Raw genomic sequence first — 18,013 nt, 5'->3', positions numbered from 1 at the left:
GATCTACACAAGGATCTTGCCCGCAAGAAAAAATCCGGCGTTGCGGCCGGGTTTTATTTAACGCGTGTCTGAGGAAACTCAGGCGGAGAGCTTCGCCAGCACTTCTTCCGAGACTTCGAAGTTGGAATAGACGTTTTGCACGTCGTCATCGTCTTCGAGCGAGTCGATGAGCTTCATCAGCGACTGGGCTTTTTCCTCGTCCACCGGCACGTTGTTCTGAGCACGCCAGATGGCCTTGACGGTTTCGGCTTCGCCGAGGCTCGATTCCAGCGCCTTCGCCACTTCGCCGAGGGCTTCGAAGCCACAAGTGATGTAGTGGCCGTCTTCGTCGGTCTCGACGTCGTCGGCGCCGGCTTCGATCGCGGCTTCCATCACCTTGTCGGCATCGCCGACGGAAAGCTTGTAGGTGATTTCGCCGACATGGTCGAAGGAGAAGGAAACGGAACCGGTTTCGCCGAGAGCGCCGCCGGCCTTGGTGAAGATCGAGCGGACGTTGGAGGCGGTGCGGTTGCGGTTGTCGGTGAGCGCCTCGACGATGATCGCCGTGCCGCCCGGGCCATAGCCCTCGTAGCGGACTTCATCGTAGTTTTCGCCGTCGGCGCCGGCTGCCTTCTTGATGGCGCGGTCGATATTGTCCTTCGGCATGGACTGGGCCTTGGCGTTCTGGATCGCCAGGCGGAGGCGGGCGTTCATCGTCGGGTCGGGCAGGCCGGCCTTGGCGGCAACGGTGATTTCGCGTGCGAGCTTGGAGAACATTTTCGACCGCACGGCGTCCTGACGGCCCTTGCGGTGCATGATGTTTTTAAACTGTGAATGGCCAGCCATGGCACCCCTGTTCACGTCTCATTGTTCGGAATGGGCCGCCTTATAAGAGCGAAACGGCACCCGTTCAAGGAAAAAGCAGTTCGGAACAAAGGCGAGGGGATGACGTTTCAATCGAACTCCACCCAACGAAAGGAACGGTCATGGCAAGTCTCAGCGAGGCGCAGGAACATCCAGCACGTCAGCTCTGGGATCAGGTCAACGATGTTCATGCCGGCATGCTCGGAATTTCGGGGCTGGACATGCACATGCAGCCGATGGCGCCGCATGCCGATCCCACCACCAATACCATCTGGTTCTATACCAAGACCGATGCCGACATCGTGCGCGCCATCAAGCCCGGCAGCCGCGCACATTTCTGTGTCATCGGCAAGGATCACGATTATCACGCCTGCCTTGCCGGCGTGATCGAAGTGCGCCCCGACCCTTCCAAGATCGAGGAGTACTGGAGTTCGATCATTGCCGCCTGGTACGACGGCGGCAAGAAGGACCCCAAGCTCACCATGCTTTCCCTCCACGTCGACGATGCCGAGATCTGGGTTTCCACAGGCAACAAGCTGAAATTCGGCTGGGAAATCGCCAAGGCCAATCTCGACGACGACAAGATGCCGGATGTCGGCATCAAGCGTCATCTGCAATTCGCCTGACGCGCAAGGCTCCTGCATAATTCTTAAATCGGAACTGATTTAAGGATAAAATTGCAGCAATTCACAGTGCTACAGCGTCCTTTGCGCGTCTAAAAGACGCGCGGCGCTGCAGGAGGGAAACCGCCGGGCCTTTTACCGCACGCCCTTCAGCACATAGATCAGCGGTTTTTTCGGCAGCGTGCGCATCGAGACGGTGATGCTGTCGTCGGGCGCATAGGCGACGTCGAAATCCTTGCCGAACATCGAAACGAAGGCATCGACCGGCGGGCCGCGGCGGTGCATCGGCAGGATCAGCGACGAGCGCAGCCGCTTGATGACGCGGCTCATGCTGTCGGCGCCCATGGTCAGGCCGCCATCGACCGGCACCATGACGACATCGAGGCGGCCGATCTCGATATAATGGGTATCCGTCAGTTCGTAATGCAGGTGGCCGAGATGGCCGATGCAGAGGCCGGCGATCTCGAAAATGAAGATGGAATTGCCGTTCTCCTGCGAGCCGCCGAGGCCGTAGCTGAAGCGGATATCCGTCGGAACATTGCGGATATAGGCATCGCCGACGACGAGATCGATGTCGGCCTTTTCGCCGGGAACGTCGCTCCACCCATGCAGAACATGTTTGATGCCGGGATCGGGAGTCAAGGTGAAGTGGGTGGTGTGCGCCTTGTTCATGGTCACCACATCGGGCAACGTCGCCGGCCTGTACCAGCCGTTATAGTCTGTGGCGATGATGATGCCGCCGGGCGTGTCGATTTCGAAGGTGGAATGGCCGAGGAAGGTGAATTTGACGTCTTCGCCCTCGGAGACAGCAGGTATCGGCGGCGGGGCGCCGGAAAAGCTTGCAAAGGTCGCCTTGGGGAGAGTCTGCGCGATCGCCTGGCATTGGCTGACGGGCGTTCGCTGCTCCTGTGCCCTGGCAGGACCCGGCGCGGCGAAGGCTGCAAGGCATGCGATAGCGAGGACAAGATATTGCGGCTTCATGCCACCCCTCCGGCGCTTTCACAGAGAGCGCCGCACGTCCGAAGGGCGCGCTAACGACGCTCGATCACTTTGAATTGGCGGCCGGAGAATGCGGCAAGTGGTCGCAGGGGTCTAGACTGGGGATGCTCACAATTGCGTGTTGGTCGCGGGATGAATTACCGCCAGAACTCCGGCACCGTCTCGGCCAACCGCGGTCCGAGCCGGAGCGGCCCGATCTTTTCGGCCAGTCCGGTGCTGTCGGAAATCTCGACGCCGACGCCGCAGATCGTCGCGGGGCCGTTGGCTGCTTCCATGCGGCCCTTCGGCATCTTGGAGATGAAGCGGTTGAGCGGCTCCTCCTTGTCCATGCCGAGGGAGGAGTCGTAATCGCCGCACATGCCGGCATCCGACATATAGGCCGTGCCGCCGTTCAGGATCTGCGCATCGGCCGTCGGCACATGCGTGTGGGTGCCGACGACGAAGCTGGCGCGGCCGTCGACGAAGTGGCCGAAGCACTGCTTCTCGCTGGTCGCTTCCGCATGGAAATCGAAGATGATCGCATCGGCCTGCTCCTTCAGCGGGCAGGCGTCGAGGATCGCCTCCGCCGATTTGAAGGGATCGTCGAGTTCCGGGTGCATGAAGACCCGGCCCATGACGTTGGCGACGAGCACACGCGCGCCGTTCCGGGCATAGAAAAGGCCGGAGCCGCGGCCGGGCGTGCCTTGCGGATAGTTGGCCGGCCGCAGGAATTGATCGTGCCGCCCGGCAAAAGCAACGGCTTCCTTCTGGTCCCAGACATGATTGCCTGTCGTCACCACATCGGCGCCGGCATTGATCGTCTCCAGAAAAATGTCCTCGGTGATACCGAAGCCGCCGGCGGCGTTCTCGCCGTTGACGACGACGAAATCGAGCTTGAGGTCGGAGATCAGGCCGGGGAGGCGGTCCCAGACCGCCGTGCGTCCCGTCTTGCCGACCATGTCACCCAGAAAAAGCAGCCGCATTCCCTATCCAATCCAAGAGGCAAAAAAGCGAAGGCCGCTTTCTGTCAGGATGGCATCCAAGCTTATGTCGTGCGGCTCAGCGGGCACATGTGCCACTTCCTGGCAGTCGAATGCAATGCCGATAAGCTTCGGATGCAGGCCTTTTTGCCTTAGCCGGCTGATGGCGCGGTCGTAGTGGCCGGCGCCATAGCCGATACGGTGGCCGCGGACATCGAAGGCCGAAAGCGGCACCAGCATGATTTCGGGATCGAGAATGGCGGCATCGGCGCCGGGGCCGACCGTACCGAAACCGGTATCGACAAGCGGCGCATCTTCGGCCAGCTCGCGAAAGACGATGGTCTGCCGGTCGAGGATCGCCGGTACGCAGAGCCGCGCACCGCGCACGGCAAAGCGTGCCATCAGCGGCCTGAGATCGGCCTCCGAACGGATCGGCAGGAAGCCGGAGATGATCGTACCCAGCGCAAAACCAACGGCCTCGCCGGCATGATCGGCCATCGCGAGACTTTTGGCGGCACGTTTTTCGGCGGGGATGGCGTCGCGTGCGGACAGCCGTTCGTTGCGCAGCTGCGCTTTCAATTCTTTCGCGGTCATTCGATCTGCCGGTTCTGAGAGATTTGGCCGAGCATAGACGGCTGGATCTCCGATGCAAATGCCGGATGCGACAGCATCACGCCGGTTTCACGCCTCGCCCGCCGGCGGCTGCGGATCGTCAGACGACGATGCTTGTCGGTATCGTCGCGGCGGCGATGGAGAAGCCAGCGATGTCGGGAATGGCATTGACCCCGGCCTGCCGGTTCTGCTGCAGATCGCGCATCGCCTTTTCGAGCAGCTGTTTGAGTTCGCGCACAACCGCCTTGAACGCTTCCATCGTTTCGCGATCACCAGCCGAGATGTTGGAGAATTTCGGGGCATCCTCGGCAACGCTTTCATAGGCTTTGCGGGCGTTGGCTGCGGCGTCCGGTTCCTGCGAGCCGGTCTCGCCGGTCCGAGTGTCTCCTGAGATATCCGTCAGCGCGGCATCGGTCCCGCTGGTTGCGACCGCCGCTGTATCCACCGGAACCGCGGTTGCCGGACTGCCGGTCGCGACTGATGATGCGAATTCGGAGGCGGCGGTGCCGACCTGGCGCGCCAGTTCGACGGCCAGCCGGGTGACCACCTCAGGCGGCATGTTGGAACTGCGCAGCATCTGCAACTGCTGCTGTGCCTCTTCGAGCTTGCGTTGCGCCTTCGCCTTGGCTTCATCCCCCGAGTTCGCCAGGGTCTGGCGCATCTGCTGCAGCGCCTGAGTGGTGCGCTGCAGCTTGAGCACACCCTGACCGGCCTCGCTTCCGGCGACCGATGTGGCTGCCGTCGAAGGCGCGCCGCGCAAGATGATGGAGGCAGACATGGTTGCGACCTGCATGGACAATCCCCCGATTTTCAATTCGGGCTCCCGATTGCAATTCGGCGCATTCTGCAACGTCAGGCTTGTGTGGACCTGTGTCTGCGGGACGTCGGCAATACAGCGGCCAGCCGCTGCATCGTCTCTTCGAACAGAGAGGTTCCCCCGGGCATCCAGCCGAGCGCGCGGATTTTCGCTGTGCTCATGGGGTTGAGCGCCGCCCTGTCGGCAGGAGCCGGCGGCGCGTGTCGACAGCTCGTCTCGCGGCGAATAGCGGAAAGGATATCGTGCGTGTCGATCGCGATGTCCGAGACGTTGAAGACCTCGCCGGAGATGCGGGTGCTTTCCGTCTCCAGCATCAGCCGTACCGCCCGCCCGAGGTCGCGGCCGTGAACCTCCGTTCCCACGCGGGCGACAACCGGTTGGCCGGCGAGGTAGTCGGCGATGAGTCCGTCCCATTTGTTCGGCGAGAGATCGCCATAGACGCCGGTCGCCCTCAGGCTGACGCCGGCAAAACCGGGTGCTGCGAGGTGGGCGAGTGCGCGTTCGGCATCGAGCTTGACCTGGCCGTAGAGTGTTTCGGGCTTGGCCAGCATCGTCTCCGCCAGTTCGGTTCCCCCGGGATGTTCGCCATAGGCGGCGCGGCTGGACAGGAAGATGCAGCGGCGCGTGCCGGCGCGTTTGGCGGCTTCGAAAAGCCGGACGGTGCCGTCAAGGTTCAACCTGTGGAAGGTCTTGGGGTCGTCACCCTCTCCGCCGCGATACTTGCCCGGAACATGGCTTAAGGCGGCATGGACGAAGAAATAGGCATCGTCGAAAGCGTCGATCTGATCCTTGTCGGGATCGAGCGAAAGCGCTGCGAACTCGACCGGGCGGGAGAAGAGGCGGGGCAGCGGCGCGCGGCGCCCGCCAACGATCACCTGATATCCGGCGGCCAGCAGTTCCTCGACGACATACCGGCCGACGAGACCCGTTCCGCCAGATACCAATACCTTCATGCTGCCCCTTCCGGATTGTTCAGCGCCGTGATCTCAGGCACATCATCGTCATCGTGGAAACGGTGCCACAGATCGATCAAAGGTTGTAGTCGCACTGCCTTGGGATGATCCTTTTCCCACGGTTTTTCATACTGGTAATGCAGGATCGAAATGCTCTTCCAGTCCCAAAGCTCCGGCATGGTGAACCATACATATTGCAGCATGTTGAAATAAACCGGCAGGCCGTGCCAATCCGGGAAGAACGTCTCAAGAAACGTCTGATCGGTGCGCCGCCAGAAAGCGTCCGGCCTGTCGAGCCTTTCGAGCATGTGCCGGAATGTGTCACGCGAGGGCGTGGCGACGAAGACGCCGGAATTCATGCGGCGGAAGTCGGCGAGGCTTTCATAGACATTGGGGGCGGCGGAAAATTCCGGATAGAGGAAGAGCCTGTCGACATTCTTCAGCACGAGGGCGTCGGCATCAATGAAGACGCAACGCTCGTATTCGACGAGCTGCCACAGCCTGAGCTTGCAGAAATTGTCGAGCGGCGAATGGAAATCCGGCTTGCGGCCCTTGGTAAAGGGGGCTGCGGAATGGAGCTGGCGACGCGCATGGCGTTCGTTGAAGGCGTCGGAGAGCGGCAGGTGCTGGACCTCGATCAGGCGACAGTCGAGCGCTTTCAGGGGGGCGAGGGCGCCTGCATCGACGCCGCCGGTGTGGAGGACGACGATGTCGGCGCTTGTGCCCGTGCGACGAAGCGAATTTGCCAGGGCGGTGGCGCCCTTGGCGTAGTCGGCATTGGTGACGAGGGTGACATAGGCGAGGTTTGAGGTAAAAGTCATCGCTGGAGGGGCTTCACCATAAGATACCGCTCATGAAACCGACTTCAGCCGTTTGCCTTCCGGATCGTGATTGATCGTCGCGGCGATGTCCTTGGTCCAGGCGGAGACGGCCGGAACGCGCGAGCGGTCGACGCGATAGGCGAATTTCTTCGCCACGTCGACGATCTCGCCGAGCAGGCCCGCTTCCAGCGTGATCGGCTCGAGGCCGAGATTGCGGAATTTTTCGTTCCGGACGATCAGATCGTTTTCAGCGGCTTCCTTGCGCGGGTTCGGCAGCCAGGCAATCTGGGCGCCGCTCATCCTGGCAATCATCTCGGCGAGGTCGCGTACCCGGTGGGTTTCCGTCATCTGGTTGAAGATCTCGACACGCGCGCCGCGCGCCGGCGGGTTCTCGAGCGCCAGTTCGATGCAGCGCACCGAATCCTGGATATGGATGAAGGCGCGGGTCTGGCCGCCGGTGCCGTGCACCGTCAGCGGATAGCCGATCGCCGCCTGGATGAGGAAGCGGTTCAGCACCGTGCCGTAATCGCCGTCATAGTCGAAACGGTTGATGAGCTGCGCGTGGCGGCGCGTCTGCTCGGTATGTGTGCCCCAGACGATGCCCTGGTGCAGATCGGTGATCCTGAGGCCGTCGTTCTTGGCGTAGAACTGGAAGAGAAGCTGATCCAGGCACTTGGTCATGTGATAGATCGAGCCGGGATTGGAGGGATAGAGGATCTCCTGGCTGGCCGTCTCGCCGCCTGTGGTTTCGATGTCCACCGGCAGGTAACCTTCGGGGATCGCCGCGCCGACCGTCGAATAGCCGTAGACGCCCATGGTGCCGAGATGGATGAGATGGGCGTCCAGGTTAAGTTCCGTCAGCGCGTTCAGCAGGTTATGCGTGGCGCTGACATTGTTGTTGACGGTGTAGTTCTTGTGGCGGTCGCTTTTCATCGAGTAGGGCGCGGCCCGCTGTTCGGCGAAATGGATGACGGCGTCCGGGCGGTGTTCGGAAAGCCAGTTCTTCAGAAGTTCGTAATCCCTGGCGAGATCGATCAGATTGAAGTGGATGCGGCGTCCGGTTTCGGCATGCCAGATGCGGGTGCGCTCCTGGATCGAATCCATCGGGGTCAGCGACTGAACGCCAAGTTCGGTGTCGATCCAGCGGCGTGAGAGGTTGTCGAGGATATGAATGTCATGCCCGGCATCGGAGAGATGCAGCGACGTTGGCCAACCAATGAAACCGTCTCCGCCCATAACCGCAATCTTCATCACATCGTCTCCTGATCGGTCGCTCATTATCGGGAATAGTTAGGAATTATGACAATCATTCAATGCCTGCCTGCCGGGCATTCAATGCTTGCCTGTCGGGAAGCGTTGCGCCAAAGAGGGCACCTCAGTTTGGAGAAAATTATGACGGAACGCCCTTTTTCCATTTCGGGAGAGTTGACGGAGGCCGGACATCGCCTCGTCCAGCGGGTCTATTATGAAGATACGGACTTCTCCGGCCTGGTCTATCACGCCCGTTACCTGCATTTCCTGGAGCGCGGCCGCACCGACTATCTGCGCTGCCTCGGCGTCGAGCAGCGCGAGCTCGTCAGCGCCGACGAGGAGGGCCTCGTTTTCGTCGTCCACCGCATGGAGATCGACTTCAAGAGCCCGGCGCGCATGGATGATGTGCTGACGATCCTGACGCACACGGAAAAGGCCGGCGGCGCCAAGATGGTGCTCAATCAGCAAATCCGCTCCGGCGAGACGCTGCTGATCGCCGCCAAGGTGATCATCGCCGTCATCAACGCTCGGGGGCGCCCGAGGCGACTGCCGGAAACACTGGCGGCGAAATTCCTGGAAGGCAGCACGCCGCTATAGCCACGAATCGCCCAGATTTCAGGCTTGTCAAAACTTGAACTTTATGTGAAGGAATTCCCGCGCCGCAGGATGAGCGCTCTTTCGGCAGCCGGACCTTGCTCCGGTCAAGTAATCCATGGACGAAAATCTTCCAAAACCAGGCTTACTGTCACAGTCCGGCACTAACGATCTATTAACCATAATAGTGTCTTACTGGGAAAGTCAGAGTTTGTGCGGTGCACGCCTTCCTTTGACCAAATTTGACGGCAAGAAGGCGGAAGATGAGCTTGGAAGTTTGACCAGGGCTTTGGGCGGCGGCCGCCGGAACACTTCTTGCGAGATCACTTTGTGCCGCCCGGTCTAGCACCGGGCGTTTGGATTCGGGGATTTTGGATCAATGGAACAAGTAGGATTGGCAGCAGCAACGGCGGACGTCAGCCTCTGGTCGCTTTTCATGCAGGCCGGCATCGTCGTCAAGCTCGTCATGCTCGGGCTCATCGCGGCCTCGGTGTGGACGTGGGCGATCGTCATCGACAAATACCTGGCTTATGGCCGCGCACGGCGCCAGTTCGACAAGTTCGAGCAGGTCTTCTGGTCGGGCCAATCGCTGGAAGAACTCTACCGTTCGCTGTCGGAACGCAACAATACCGGGCTGGCTGCGATCTTCGTGGCGGCCATGCGGGAGTGGAAGAAATCCTTCGAACGCGGCGCCCGCTCCCCGATCGGCCTGCAGATGCGCATCGACCGCGCGATGGACGTCACGCTCGCCCGTGAGACCGAATATCTCGGCGCCCGCCTCGGATCGCTCGCAACCATCGGCTCGGCCGGTCCGTTCATCGGTCTCTTCGGCACGGTCGTCGGCATCATGACCTCATTCCAGGCGATCGCCGGTTCGAAGTCGACCAACCTTGCGGTCGTCGCGCCCGGCATCGCCGAAGCGCTGCTTGCCACGGCGATCGGCCTTGTCGCCGCTATCCCGGCGGTTATCGCCTACAACAAGTTCTCTGCCGATGCCGGCAAGCTTTCGGGCCGCATGGAAGGTTTCGCGGATGAATTCTCCGCCATACTTTCGCGCCAGATCGACGAGAAGCTGCAGCCGCGCGCTGCCGCTCAGTAACCAACGGAGTATTCTGACATGGGTATGGCTGTTGGAGGCAATGGCGGCGGGGGCGGCGGACGCCGCCGTCGCGGCGGTCGGAACAGGGCCGTGATCTCCGAAATCAACGTGACGCCGCTCGTCGACGTCATGCTCGTGCTTCTGATCATCTTCATGGTCGCGGCACCGATGATGACCGTTGGCGTGCCGATCGACCTGCCGGAAACGCAGGCCAAGGCGCTGAATTCCGAGACGCAGCCGATCACCATCTCCGTCAAGAACGACGGCGAGGTGTTCCTGCAGGAAACGCCGATCCCGGCTGCGGAGATCGCCGCCAAGCTCGAGGCGATCGCCACCACCGGTTATAACGAACGTATCTTCGTGCGCGGCGACGCGACCGCGCCTTACGGCGTCATCGCCGACGTCATGGCCCGTATTCAGGGCGCAGGCTTCAAGAATATCGGCCTCGTGACGCAGCAGAAGAAGGACCAATAGCGCTCAAAATGAAGGCCAGTGTCATCACATCTGCTGTTTTGCATGGCCTGGTGCTAACCTGGGCGATGGTGTCGCTCAGTGCCCCGGAATCCTTCAAGGTGGAGGATTTCGAGGCGATGCCGGTCGATCTCGTGCCGGTGGAATCCATCACCCAGATGCAGCAGGGCGATAAGAAGGCTCCGAAGAAGGAGACTTCCGCGCCCGTGCCGACGACGCGGCCACCGATCGCACAGCCGGCCGAGAATGCCGGCGACAACAATGTCGACCTGAAGACGCCGCCGGTCCCGAACGCCAAGCCGAGCACCACCGAGGCTGCGGCAGCGAATTCGAGCGAAAAGCCGATGCCTAAGACCGATCCTGTCCCAAACGATGTCAAGGACATCGTCAAGGAGGAAACGGAAGTCGAGCAGCCGAAGGAGGTCGCCTCCATTCCGCCGCCGAAGCCGGTCGAAGTGACGCCGCCGAAGCCGGAAGAAAAGCCACATGAGGAGCAGGCCAAGCCCGAGGAACCGCCGAAGCCGGATGCGGAAGCATTGCCGGACAATGTGCCGACCCCTGTTGCCAAGCCGCAGGTGAAGCCGCCGGAACCACAGAAACCCGCAGAAAAGCCACCGGAAAAGACCCAGGACCAGCCGAAGGCCGCCGAAATACCGACCGAAAAGAAGAAGTCGGATCAGAAGCAGGAGACGGCGAAATCCGCCTCATCGATGAAAAGCGATTTCAATGCCGACGAGGTTGCGGCGTTGCTGAACAAGACGGACCCTTCCGCCGGTGGCGCCAAGCGCTCGACGCAGGAGGCATCGCTCGGTGCGAAGAAGAGCAACGGTGGCTCCAAGCTATCTTTGAGCGAGATGGATGCGCTGAAGAGCGCCATCGCTGGCAACTGGTCGGTTATTCCTGGCATGGAAGGCATGAGCGACGTACGCATTAAGGTGCATATGAAGCTTGATCAGGACGGCAATATCGTCGGCGAACCTGACGTAGAGGCGGTCGGTGGTGACAATGAATCCACTCGACGGGCGCTGGCCGGGGGGGCCTATCGCGCCATCATGAAATCGGCACCCTTCTCGTCGCTTCCGAAAGACAAATATGATGCCTGGAACGAAGTCGTGGTCAACTTCGATCCCAGCGATCTAGGAATTTAAATGCTGAAAGGCCTTTACTCCATGAACAAGTTTTCCTTCATCCGCGCTATTGCGGTCGCTGCTGGTCTCATGACCATTGCGGCGTTCGCCTCGCCTGCAAATGCTCTCGTCGAAATCAACATCAACAAGGGCAATGTGCAGCCGCTGCCGATTGCGGTGACTGACTTCCTTCAGGGCGACATGGGTGCGCAGGTCTCGCAGGTCATCGCCGCAGATCTTCAGCGTTCCGGGTTGTTTGCACCGATCAGCAAGACGGCCTTTATCGAGAAGATCTCCAATCCGGATGCGTCGCCGCGCTTCGAAGACTGGAAGGTCATCAATGCCCAGGCGCTGGTGACTGGCCGCGTTACCCAGGAAGCCGATGGTCGCCTTCGTGCCGAATTCCGTCTCTGGGACACGTTCGCCGGGCAGCAGATGACCGGGCAGCAGTTTTACACCCAGCCGGAGAACTGGCGCCGCGTGGCCCATATCATTGCCGATGCGATCTACAAGCAGATCACCGGCGAGGAAGGTTATTTCGACACCCGCGTCGTCTTCGTTTCCGAATCCGGCACCAAGCAGCAGCGCAAGCGCCAGCTGGCGATCATGGATCAGGACGGGTTCAACGTGCGCATGTTGACCGATGGCAGTGATCTCGTGCTGACGCCGCGCTTCTCGCCGAACCGGCAGGAAGTCACCTACATGTCCTTTGCCAACCAGCAGCCGCGGGTCTATCTGCTGCAGCTCGAGACCGGGCAGCGCGAGGTCGTCGGCAATTTCCCCGGCATGACCTTCTCGCCGCGTTTTTCGCCGGATGGCCAGAAGGTGATCATGAGCCTGCAGCAGGAAGGCAATTCCAACATCTACACGATGGACCTGCGCTCGCGCACGACGACGCGGTTGACCTCGACGGCTGCGATCGACACCTCGCCCTCCTATTCGCCCGACGGTGCCCGTGTCAGCTTCGAAAGCGACCGCGGCGGGAAGCCGCAGATCTACGTGATGAATGCCGACGGCTCCGGCCAGACGCGCATTTCCTTCGGCGATGGTTCCTATTCGACGCCGGTCTGGTCGCCGCGCGGCGATCTGATCGCCTTCACCAAGCAGGCCGGCGGCAAGTTCTCGATCGGCGTGATGAAGCCGGACGGCTCGGGCGAGCGCATCCTGACGACGGGCTTCCACAATGAGGGCCCGACCTGGGCGCCAAACGGCCGCGTTTTGATGTTCTTCCGCCAGGCGGCGGGGTCCGGCGGCCCGCAGCTCTATTCGATCGATCTGACCGGTTACAACGAGCAGTTGGTCAAGACGCCGACCTACGGTTCAGACCCGGCCTGGTCGCCGCTTCTGGAGTAGGCGATGTGGTGCTGCCTTCATGTCGCCTCAAAGTCATGGAAACCGGGCGACTACGGGACAAATCAGTAAATCGTTAACCATAATCTTTGAGGGGCGGTTAACCGAGTGCGGTTACTGTCCGGAAACCCTGATGAAATCGCAAGGAGACCGGCCATGAGCCGAATTCATACCCCGGCAATGAGCCGCATGCAGAATTTCGCCCGCAACCCCGTCATGATCGCGCTTATCGCCGGCCTCGCGCTCGCAAGCTGCGCCAAGAAGCCGCCGAACAGCGCCGGCGACCTCGGCCTCGGCACCGGTGCTGGTGGGGCTGCAACGCCGGGCTCTGCCCAGGACTTCACGGTCAATGTCGGCGACCGCATCTTCTTCGACACCGACTCCTCGTCGATTCGCGCCGATGCTTCGCAGACGCTCGACCGTCAGGCCCAGTGGCTCGCCCGCTACCCGAATTACCAGATCACCGTTGAAGGCCATGCTGACGAACGCGGCACGCGCGAATACAACCTCGCGCTCGGCGCCCGCCGTGCGGCTGCCGCCAAGGATTACCTCGCTTCACGCGGCGTCCCGGCGCAGCGCCTGAAGACGATCTCTTACGGCAAGGAACGTCCGGTCGCCGTCTGCGACGACATTTCCTGCTGGTCGCAGAACCGCCGCGCGGTTACCGTGCTCGGCGGCGCCGGTATGTAACTTCCGGCAACAATTCGCTTTTTCGACGGGCGGTCCCATCAGGGGCCGCCTTTTCTTTTTGACCACACTTTGGCCAGACTCCGTTGCTTTTTGAAAGCAATTGGAAAAATCTCCTGTTCGTGCCATCGAGGTGCGAAGAATCACTGGGACAGGACGATACATATGAAGAAACTTGTCGTGGCAGGCATGCTGTGCCTCGCGGCTGTGACCGGGAGCGAACGAGCGGCCTATTCCGCTTCGTTTTTCGGGCTGCATCTTGGCGGCCGATCCGCGGAAAACCAGGCGGCGCCACCTGTTGTCAAGGTGCAGAGCGGCGACGCGGAGGTCCGTGTGCAGCAGCTCGAAGAGCAACTGCGGCAGCTGAACGGCCGGATCGAAGAGATGAGCTTTCAGCTTCTGCAGATGCAGGAGACGATCCGCAAGCAGCAGGAAGACAATGAATTCCGCTTCCAGCAGCTGGAAAAGACGGGCGGCGGCGGTGCCGCCAAGGCTCCGGTCAAGAAGAGTGAGACCGATGTCGCGCCGGCTGCTTCCGGCGGCGACGACATCGCCAGGGTGATTCAAGCACCGCAGGGAGCCGAAACGGCTCCCTCCACCAACGTACCCGCCAATACCGGCCTCGGCCAGCCACCGAAGGAGCTCGGCTCGATCGAGTTCGATCAGAACGGCAATCCGATCGGCGGAAGCGTGGATGAAAATGCCACCATCGGCTCCGGCCCGATTCCCGATGCCAATCCCGGGACGCCGCAGCAGACCGCCTCGCTCGGCAGCGAGGCGGACCAGTACAAGGCGGCTTATGGCCACGTGTTATCGGGCGATTACAGCACGGCCGAGCAGGAATTCACGCAGTACATCACCCGCTACCCGAGCAGCGCGCGGGCGGCGGACGCCAATTTCTGGCTCGGCGAAGCGCTCTATTCGCAGGGCAAGTACAATGAGGCGGCCAAGACTTTCCTCAATGCGCACCAGAAATACGGCACATCCGAAAAGGCGCCGGAAATGCTGTTGAAGCTCGGCATGTCGCTCGCCGCCCTCGACAATACCGAGACGGCATGCGCCACACTGCGCGAAGTCTCGAAGCGTTATCCCAAGGCCTCGCGTGCGGTCATAAGCAAGGTTGCGAGCGAACAGAAGCGCCTCGCCTGCTAAGGTCTTCCGGCATGTCTCCGGAAGCCTCATCGCCGCAACAGGCGATCCTCCAGTTTCTTATTTCGCTTCAAAGCCCTGCGCGCATCCTCGTCGCGATCTCGGGCGGCAGCGATTCCACCGGCCTGCTTCTTCTCCTCGATGAAGCCGTAAAGGCCGCGCCCGATCTCAAGATTTCCCTTTGCGCCGCGACCGTCGATCATGCGTTGCGCGCCGGCTCCGCAGACGAGGCGCGCGAGGTCGCTGCCCTCTGCGCATCGCTCGGCATTCCCCACACCATCCTGATCTGGCAGGGCGACAAGCCGAAAACCGGCATCATGGCTGCGGCCCGCGAGGCTCGTTATGACCTGCTGGCAGCCGCCGCCCAAAATTTCAAAGCCGATCTCATCGTCACCGGCCACACCTTCGACGACCAGCGCGAAACGCTTGCCATGCGGGGTCTGCGCTCCGAACAGGTTTCGACCGGCATCGCCGATGCGGTGCTGTTCGACCGTCATATCTGGATCATGCGGCCGCTGCTCGGCAGTCGGCGGGCAGATATCCGCGCTTATCTGAAGACAGGTGGGATTTCCTGGCTCGACGATCCGAGCAACGAGGATGTGACCTATGAGCGGGTGCGCATGCGCCAGCGGCTCGCGGAGGAGGTGGCTTCCAAGGCAGGGGCGGAGACCGAAGGGCAACGTCTTTTGCTCGCGGCAGATGCAGCCGCTTGGCTCGATCTGCATTTCCGGCTGCATGGCGGTGTGCTTGGTCATATCTCTCCCGACGGCCTGAGGGCCGAAGCAACTGTATTGAATTACGCGCTTGGCCGTCTTGCCGCCGTTTTCGGCGGCCGGGATTTTCCACCGGGCGGCAAGCAGATGGACGGCATTCTCGCCTTTATCGCAGCGGCCAAGGCAGGGCGGATGACGGCGGGCAGGGTGGTGTTCGATCTCAGACGTAGCGGGCTCTATCTCGCCCGCGAAAGCCGCGGCATCCTCCCGCTGTCATTGCAGCCGGGTGAGCGCAGCGTCTGGGATGGACGTTTCGAGGTTGTGAACAATTCCCCGTTCGGCGTCAGGATCGAGGCGGCCGGGATGAATGCAGGACCGGGTGCGGCTGGGTCACCAAAGCGTGAAGAAGAGTGTTCCGCGTCCATAGAGTCCCGCCGATCGGGTTCCTACGACGAGCACCGCATTGCGGTGAGATGGGATGATACCCTGCCAAAAGCGGCATTGAAGCGCGCAACTGCTGCGTTGCCGGTCGTTTTGCCAATGGCTGACATTATTTTTTCCGACGATTTGGCCGGCCGGGTGCGCCTCACGCCTTATTCCGCGCCGTTCGACCGCTTTTTGACACGATTTGATTTCATCTTTGCCAACAGGCTTTCGGCGGTTTTCGCGACGGCGCCCTATGCGAGGCTGCCTTTAAGAAGTATTGACGGAAAAACCATCTGACATGGGGCGTCGCCTTGGCAACGGCACGGCGCAACCCTATGTTAGAAACGAATAAGACGGTCGCCATGAGGCGGCTGTTCCAGTGCTGGGGAGTTCAATGAACCCTAACTTACGTAATTTCGCCTTGTGGGCGATCATCGCGCTTCTGCTGATCGCCCTTTTCAGTATGTTTCAGACGGCGCCGGCGCAGACGGGCTCCCGCGAAATCCCTTATTCGCAGTTTCTGCGTGAGGTCGATGCGGGCCGCGTGAAGGAAGTCGTGGTCACGGGCAACCGTGTCTCCGGAAGCTATGTTGAAAATGGCACCACCTTCCAGACCTATTCGCCTGTGATCGACGACAGTCTGCTCGATCGCCTGCAGTCGAAGAACGTCCTGGTTTCCGCCCGTCCTGAAACGGACGGCTCTTCGGGTTTCCTCAGCTATCTCGGCACGCTTTTGCCGATGCTTCTGATTCTCGGCGTCTGGCTGTTTTTCATGCGGCAGATGCAGGGCGGCTCGCGCGGCGCGATGGGCTTTGGCAAGTCCAAGGCCAAGCTTTTGACCGAAGCGCATGGCCGCGTGACTTTCGAAGACGTCGCCGGTGTCGACGAGGCCAAGCAGGATCTCGAGGAAATCGTCGAATTCCTGCGTGATCCGCAGAAATTCCAGCGTCTCGGCGGCAAGATTCCGCGCGGCGTGCTGCTCGTCGGCCCTCCGGGTACCGGCAAGACACTGCTCGCCCGCTCGGTCGCCGGCGAAGCCAACGTGCCCTTCTTCACCATTTCGGGCTCCGACTTCGTCGAAATGTTCGTCGGCGTCGGTGCAAGCCGCGTGCGCGATATGTTCGAGCAGGCCAAGAAGAATGCTCCCTGCATCATCTTCATCGACGAAATCGATGCCGTCGGCCGCCATCGCGGCGCCGGTCTCGGCGGCGGCAACGATGAACGCGAGCAGACGCTGAACCAGTTGCTGGTTGAGATGGATGGCTTCGAGGCGAATGAGGGCGTGATCCTGATCGCCGCCACCAACCGTCCCGACGTTCTCGATCCGGCGCTGCTGCGTCCCGGCCGTTTCGACCGTCAGGTCGTGGTGCCGAACCCCGACATCGTCGGCCGCGAGCGTATCCTCAAGGTGCATGCCCGCAACGTTCCGCTGGCGCCGAATGTCGATCTCAAGGTTCTCGCCCGCGGCACGCCCGGTTTCTCCGGCGCCGACCTGATGAACCTGGTCAACGAAGCCGCCCTCATGGCCGCCCGCCGCAACAAGCGCGTCGTCACCATGCAGGAATTCGAAGACGCCAAGGACAAGATCATGATGGGCGCCGAGCGCCGTTCTTCGGCGATGACCGAGGCGGAAAAGAAGCTCACCGCTTACCATGAGGCTGGACACGCCATTACCGCGCTCAATGTCGCCGTCGCCGATCCGCTGCACAAGGCGACGATCATTCCGCGCGGCCGTGCGCTCGGCATGGTCATGCAGCTTCCCGAGGGCGATCGCTACTCGATGAGCTACAAGTGGATGGTTTCGCGCCTCTGCATCATGATGGGCGGCCGCGTCGCCGAGGAGCTCACCTTCGGCAAGGAGAACATCACCTCAGGTGCCTCCTCCGACATCGAACAGGCGACCAAGCTTGCCCGCGCCATGGTCACGCAGTGGGGCTTCTCCGATCAGCTCGGTCAGGTCGCCTATGGCGAGAACCAGCAGGAAGTCTTCCTCGGCCACTCGGTTTCGCAGTCGAAGAATGTTTCGGAAGCAACCGCGCAGAAGATCGACAATGAAGTGCGCCGCCTGATCGACGAAGCCTATACGCAGGCCCGCACGATCCTGACGGAAAAGCACGACGAATTCGTCGCCCTTGCTGAAGGTCTGCTCGAATACGAGACCCTGACCGGCGAAGAGATAAAGGCGTTGATCCGCGGCGAGAAGCCTTCCCGCGATCTCGGCGATGATTCGCCGCCAAGCCGCGGCTCGGCCGTTCCGAAGGCCGGCGCTCGGCCCGCCACCAAGGGTGACGAGCCGGAAGGCGGTCTCGAACCGCAGCCGCATTAACTGCGTCGACCAACTCGAACAAGGCCGGATTTCCGAAGTGGGAGATCCGGCCTTTTCTATTGGTAACGGGATATAATCATTTTTCTTGCTAATTTACGTGCCGATCGCCGCATTTTGTGGCATTCCGCTGAATTGAGGCAAGCATGAATCACGCTCGTGAATTGACGAGATCTCACTGAAGCCGGATTCGCTT

General features: G+C 61.2%; 18 protein-coding genes. 10 read left to right on the top strand and 8 right to left on the bottom strand.

Features of this window, described 5'->3' with window-relative positions; all coding sequences use genetic code 11:
• Positions 1–78 precede the first annotated feature (78 nt).
• A complete protein-coding gene (locus FHT75_RS19865; protein ID WP_047616509.1) occupies positions 79–825 on the bottom strand; it encodes a YebC/PmpR family DNA-binding transcriptional regulator in 747 nt (248 codons plus the stop codon).
• Positions 826–965: 140 nt separating this feature from the next.
• Here FHT75_RS19865 and FHT75_RS19860 point away from each other — a divergent pair, with 140 nt between their 5' ends.
• Positions 966–1,469, top strand: coding sequence for a pyridoxamine 5'-phosphate oxidase family protein (locus FHT75_RS19860; RefSeq protein ID WP_028756321.1), 504 nt, complete (start codon positions 966–968; stop codon positions 1,467–1,469).
• Between the two features lie 132 nt (positions 1,470–1,601).
• On the opposite strand, the gene FHT75_RS19855 is transcribed toward FHT75_RS19860, so the two are convergent.
• The 7 genes from FHT75_RS19855 to FHT75_RS19825 form a co-directional block, all read right to left on the bottom strand.
• Complete coding sequence (locus tag FHT75_RS19855; RefSeq protein WP_063475355.1) at positions 1,602–2,447, bottom strand: MBL fold metallo-hydrolase; 846 nt, start codon at positions 2,445–2,447, stop codon at positions 1,602–1,604.
• 155 nt (positions 2,448–2,602) lie between these two features.
• A complete protein-coding gene (locus FHT75_RS19850) occupies positions 2,603–3,427 on the bottom strand; it encodes a TIGR00282 family metallophosphoesterase (protein ID WP_047616736.1) in 825 nt (274 codons plus the stop codon).
• Positions 3,428–3,430: 3 nt separating this feature from the next.
• Positions 3,431–4,018, bottom strand: a complete 588-nt coding sequence (locus FHT75_RS19845; RefSeq protein WP_063475356.1) for a 5-formyltetrahydrofolate cyclo-ligase — start codon at positions 4,016–4,018, stop codon at positions 3,431–3,433.
• A gap of 118 nt (positions 4,019–4,136) precedes the next feature.
• Positions 4,137–4,829, bottom strand: coding sequence for a hypothetical protein (locus tag FHT75_RS19840; protein WP_063475357.1), 693 nt, complete (start codon positions 4,827–4,829; stop codon positions 4,137–4,139).
• A 59-nt stretch (positions 4,830–4,888) separates the two neighbouring features.
• Entirely contained in the window at positions 4,889–5,806 is a 918-nt protein-coding gene (locus FHT75_RS19835; protein ID WP_047616740.1) for an NAD-dependent epimerase/dehydratase family protein, read from the bottom strand.
• Entirely contained in the window at positions 5,803–6,627 is an 825-nt protein-coding gene (locus FHT75_RS19830) for a glycosyltransferase (RefSeq protein WP_063475358.1), read from the bottom strand. The genes FHT75_RS19835 and FHT75_RS19830 overlap by 4 nt, the downstream gene beginning before the upstream one ends.
• 30 nt (positions 6,628–6,657) lie before the next feature.
• Positions 6,658–7,878, bottom strand: a complete 1,221-nt coding sequence (locus tag FHT75_RS19825; protein WP_063475359.1) for an NAD-dependent epimerase/dehydratase family protein — start codon at positions 7,876–7,878, stop codon at positions 6,658–6,660.
• A gap of 141 nt (positions 7,879–8,019) precedes the next feature.
• Here FHT75_RS19825 and ybgC point away from each other — a divergent pair, with 141 nt between their 5' ends.
• The 9 genes from ybgC (at position 8,020) to ftsH (ending at position 17,820) form a co-directional block, all read left to right on the top strand.
• Positions 8,020–8,475, top strand: a complete 456-nt coding sequence (ybgC, locus tag FHT75_RS19820; protein ID WP_012485098.1) for a tol-pal system-associated acyl-CoA thioesterase — start codon at positions 8,020–8,022, stop codon at positions 8,473–8,475.
• Positions 8,476–8,851: 376 nt separating this feature from the next.
• On the top strand, positions 8,852–9,571 hold the full coding sequence (tolQ, locus tag FHT75_RS19815; RefSeq protein WP_047616526.1) for a protein TolQ: 720 nt from the start codon (positions 8,852–8,854) through the stop codon (positions 9,569–9,571).
• 18 nt (positions 9,572–9,589) lie between these two features.
• A complete protein-coding gene (gene tolR, locus FHT75_RS19810; protein WP_003542730.1) occupies positions 9,590–10,045 on the top strand; it encodes a protein TolR in 456 nt (151 codons plus the stop codon).
• A gap of 8 nt (positions 10,046–10,053) precedes the next feature.
• Positions 10,054–11,190, top strand: a complete 1,137-nt coding sequence (locus FHT75_RS19805) for a hypothetical protein (protein WP_063475360.1) — start codon at positions 10,054–10,056, stop codon at positions 11,188–11,190.
• Positions 11,191–11,211: 21 nt separating this feature from the next.
• Positions 11,212–12,522, top strand: coding sequence for a Tol-Pal system beta propeller repeat protein TolB (gene tolB, locus FHT75_RS19800; protein WP_063475381.1), 1,311 nt, complete (start codon positions 11,212–11,214; stop codon positions 12,520–12,522).
• A gap of 153 nt (positions 12,523–12,675) precedes the next feature.
• Entirely contained in the window at positions 12,676–13,209 is a 534-nt protein-coding gene (gene pal / locus FHT75_RS19795) for a peptidoglycan-associated lipoprotein Pal (RefSeq protein WP_018243435.1), read from the top strand.
• Between the two features lie 162 nt (positions 13,210–13,371).
• Positions 13,372–14,358, top strand: a complete 987-nt coding sequence (ybgF, locus tag FHT75_RS19790; RefSeq protein WP_063475361.1) for a tol-pal system protein YbgF — start codon at positions 13,372–13,374, stop codon at positions 14,356–14,358.
• 11 nt (positions 14,359–14,369) lie between these two features.
• Positions 14,370–15,791, top strand: a complete 1,422-nt coding sequence (gene tilS / locus FHT75_RS19785) for a tRNA lysidine(34) synthetase TilS (protein ID WP_063475362.1) — start codon at positions 14,370–14,372, stop codon at positions 15,789–15,791.
• 97 nt (positions 15,792–15,888) lie between these two features.
• A complete protein-coding gene (gene ftsH, locus FHT75_RS19780) occupies positions 15,889–17,820 on the top strand; it encodes an ATP-dependent zinc metalloprotease FtsH (RefSeq protein WP_047616537.1) in 1,932 nt (643 codons plus the stop codon).
• Positions 17,821–18,013 lie beyond the last annotated feature (193 nt).

The sequence above is a fragment of the Rhizobium sp. BK112 genome (genome assembly GCF_014193215.1).
Classification (GTDB): Bacteria; Pseudomonadota; Alphaproteobacteria; order Rhizobiales; family Rhizobiaceae; genus Rhizobium; species Rhizobium anhuiense.
Note: the sequence above shows the minus strand (reverse complement) of the source record. Positions and strands in the feature narration are given on the sequence as shown.

What these genes read in the sequence shown, in the direction of transcription:
- tolR (WP_003542730.1), top strand. Translation starts at nt 9,590, where the DNA reads ATGGGTATGGCTGTTGGAGGCAATGGCGGCGGGGGCGGCGGACGCCGC.
- FHT75_RS19830 (WP_063475358.1), bottom strand. Translation starts at nt 6,627, where the DNA reads ATGACTTTTACCTCAAACCTCGCCTATGTCACCCTCGTCACCAATGCC.
- FHT75_RS19845 (WP_063475356.1), bottom strand. Translation starts at nt 4,018, where the DNA reads ATGACCGCGAAAGAATTGAAAGCGCAGCTGCGCAACGAACGGCTGTCC.
- FHT75_RS19850 (WP_047616736.1), bottom strand. Translation starts at nt 3,427, where the DNA reads ATGCGGCTGCTTTTTCTGGGTGACATGGTCGGCAAGACGGGACGCACG.
- FHT75_RS19805 (WP_063475360.1), top strand. Translation starts at nt 10,054, where the DNA reads ATGAAGGCCAGTGTCATCACATCTGCTGTTTTGCATGGCCTGGTGCTA.
- FHT75_RS19825 (WP_063475359.1), bottom strand. Translation starts at nt 7,878, where the DNA reads ATGAAGATTGCGGTTATGGGCGGAGACGGTTTCATTGGTTGGCCAACG.
- tilS (WP_063475362.1), top strand. Translation starts at nt 14,370, where the DNA reads ATGTCTCCGGAAGCCTCATCGCCGCAACAGGCGATCCTCCAGTTTCTT.
- ybgF (WP_063475361.1), top strand. Translation starts at nt 13,372, where the DNA reads ATGAAGAAACTTGTCGTGGCAGGCATGCTGTGCCTCGCGGCTGTGACC.
- FHT75_RS19835 (WP_047616740.1), bottom strand. Translation starts at nt 5,806, where the DNA reads ATGAAGGTATTGGTATCTGGCGGAACGGGTCTCGTCGGCCGGTATGTC.
- tolQ (WP_047616526.1), top strand. Translation starts at nt 8,852, where the DNA reads ATGGAACAAGTAGGATTGGCAGCAGCAACGGCGGACGTCAGCCTCTGG.
- FHT75_RS19860 (WP_028756321.1), top strand. Translation starts at nt 966, where the DNA reads ATGGCAAGTCTCAGCGAGGCGCAGGAACATCCAGCACGTCAGCTCTGG.
- FHT75_RS19855 (WP_063475355.1), bottom strand. Translation starts at nt 2,447, where the DNA reads ATGAAGCCGCAATATCTTGTCCTCGCTATCGCATGCCTTGCAGCCTTC.
- pal (WP_018243435.1), top strand. Translation starts at nt 12,676, where the DNA reads ATGAGCCGAATTCATACCCCGGCAATGAGCCGCATGCAGAATTTCGCC.
- FHT75_RS19865 (WP_047616509.1), bottom strand. Translation starts at nt 825, where the DNA reads ATGGCTGGCCATTCACAGTTTAAAAACATCATGCACCGCAAGGGCCGT.
- ftsH (WP_047616537.1), top strand. Translation starts at nt 15,889, where the DNA reads ATGAACCCTAACTTACGTAATTTCGCCTTGTGGGCGATCATCGCGCTT.
- ybgC (WP_012485098.1), top strand. Translation starts at nt 8,020, where the DNA reads ATGACGGAACGCCCTTTTTCCATTTCGGGAGAGTTGACGGAGGCCGGA.
- FHT75_RS19840 (WP_063475357.1), bottom strand. Translation starts at nt 4,829, where the DNA reads ATGCAGGTCGCAACCATGTCTGCCTCCATCATCTTGCGCGGCGCGCCT.
- tolB (WP_063475381.1), top strand. Translation starts at nt 11,212, where the DNA reads ATGAACAAGTTTTCCTTCATCCGCGCTATTGCGGTCGCTGCTGGTCTC.